Annotated in this window: 2 protein-coding genes; both read left to right on the top strand. The window is 65.7% G+C overall.

All coding sequences use genetic code 11. From position 1 onward, the window contains the following. The first annotated feature begins 58 nt into the window (after nucleotides 1–58). Entirely contained in the window at nucleotides 59–1,327 is a 1,269-nt protein-coding gene (lysA, locus tag EOA60_RS31030; RefSeq protein WP_095823973.1) for a diaminopimelate decarboxylase, read from the top strand. Between the two features lie 34 nt (nucleotides 1,328–1,361). Beyond that, nucleotides 1,362–1,885 (top strand): pyridoxal-phosphate dependent enzyme (locus tag EOA60_RS31025; RefSeq protein WP_128312476.1); only part of this gene is annotated, 524 nt, incomplete at its 3' end.

Raw genomic sequence — 1,885 nt, 5'->3', positions numbered from 1 at the left:
CTCTAGAGCCGAGGAGATCATCCGATCTCATCGCGCTCCAATTTGCGGACCTCTCCCCGTGAACCATTTCGACTACCGCGACGGCGTTCTCTACGCCGAGGATGTGGCAATCCCCGATATCGCCGCCAGCGTCGGCACGCCGTTTTACTGCTATTCGACCGCGACCCTGACCAGGCATTTCCGCGTCTTCAAGGAAGCTTTTGCCGGTCTCGACGCGCTGGTCTGCTACGCCATGAAGGCGAATTCCAACCAGGCCGTGCTGAAGACCTTGGCAAGACAAGGCGCCGGCGCCGACGTGGTGTCGGAAGGTGAACTGCGGCGCGCCTTGGCCGCCGGCATCCCCGCGAGCAAGATCCTGTTTTCCGGCGTCGGCAAGACCGCGCGGGAAATGGACTTCGCCCTCAATGCCGGCATCCTCTGCTTCAACGTCGAGTCCGAACCCGAACTCGAACTGCTGTCGGCGCGCGCCACAGCGCTCGGCAAGGTGGCACCCGTCTCGCTGCGCATCAACCCGGACGTCGACGCCAGGACCCACAAGAAGATCTCCACCGGCAAGGCCGAGAACAAGTTCGGCATCCCGTGGCAGCGGGCGCGCCAGGTCTATGCCCGCGCGGCGGAGCTGCCGGGCATCAAGGTCACCGGCATCGACACCCATATCGGCAGCCAGATCACCGAGCTGCAGCCTTTCGACGACGCTTTCGCGCTGCTGGTGGAACTGGTCGGCGTGCTGCGCGCCGACGGGCATTCAATCGAGCATGTCGATCTCGGCGGCGGCCTCGGCATTCCGTACCGCGTCGACAACAGCCCGCCGCCCTTGCCCGACGCCTATGCCGAGATCGTCAGGAAGCATGTCACCCGGCTCGGCCTGAAGGTGATGTTCGAGCCTGGCCGGCTGATCGTCGGCAATGCCGGCATCCTGGTCTCGGAAGTGATCTATGTGAAGGAAGGCGACGCCAAGAACTTCCTCGTCGTCGACGCCGCCATGAACGACCTGATCCGGCCGACGCTCTACGATGCCTTCCACGACATCAAGCCGGTGGTGCAGCCGCCGGCCGCCACGCCGCGCATGACGGTCGATATCGTCGGGCCGGTCTGCGAGACAGGCGATTTCCTCGGCCTCGACCGCGACCTCCCCAGGCTGAATCCTGGCGACCTCATCGCCGTCGCCACCGCTGGAGCTTACGGCGCCGTGCAGGCCGGCACCTACAACACAAGGCTGCTGGTGCCGGAAGTGCTGGTCGACGGCGACCGTTTTCACGTCGTGCGGCCGCGCCCGACCCATGAGGAGTTGATCGGGCTGGATTCATTGCCCGAGTGGCTGAAATAGAAGCACGAGGGTCCCGCGCTCAAAGGAGCAAGCCATGCTGGAGACTGGAGCTATCACGCGCGGACGCATCGCCGCGGTGGAACCGCACATCCGCCCTTTCGTCCGCCACACGCCGGTGCTGCGCGTCGACATGGCTGACTTCGGCCGGCCGGCCTTTCCAGTCGATCTGAAGCTCGAATGTCTGCAGCATTCCGGCTCGTTCAAGGCGCGCGGCGCCTTCACCAACCTGCTCGAGCGGCAGGTGCCCGCAGCGGGTGTGGTCGCCGCCTCCGGCGGCAATCATGGCGCCGCCGTCGCCTATGCCGCCATGAAGCTCGGGCACAGGGCCACCATCTTCGTGCCCGAGGTCAGCCCGCCGGCAAAGCTCGCGCGCATCCGCGGCTACGGCGCCGAGTTGGTGGTCGGCGGTGCGCGCTATGCCGAGGCGCTGGCCGCCAGCGAGGATTTTGCCGAACGAACCGGCGCCCTGCAGATCCACGCGTTCAACCAGGAAGAGACGCTCATCGGCCAAGGCACTCTCGGGCTCGAGATCGAAGCCGATCTGCCGGGGATCGACAC

Origin of the sequence: Mesorhizobium sp. M1A.F.Ca.IN.020.06.1.1, from assembly GCF_004023265.1 — a bacterium.
Lineage (GTDB): Bacteria > Pseudomonadota > Alphaproteobacteria > Rhizobiales > Rhizobiaceae > Mesorhizobium.
Note: the sequence above shows the minus strand (reverse complement) of the source record. Positions and strands in the feature narration are given on the sequence as shown.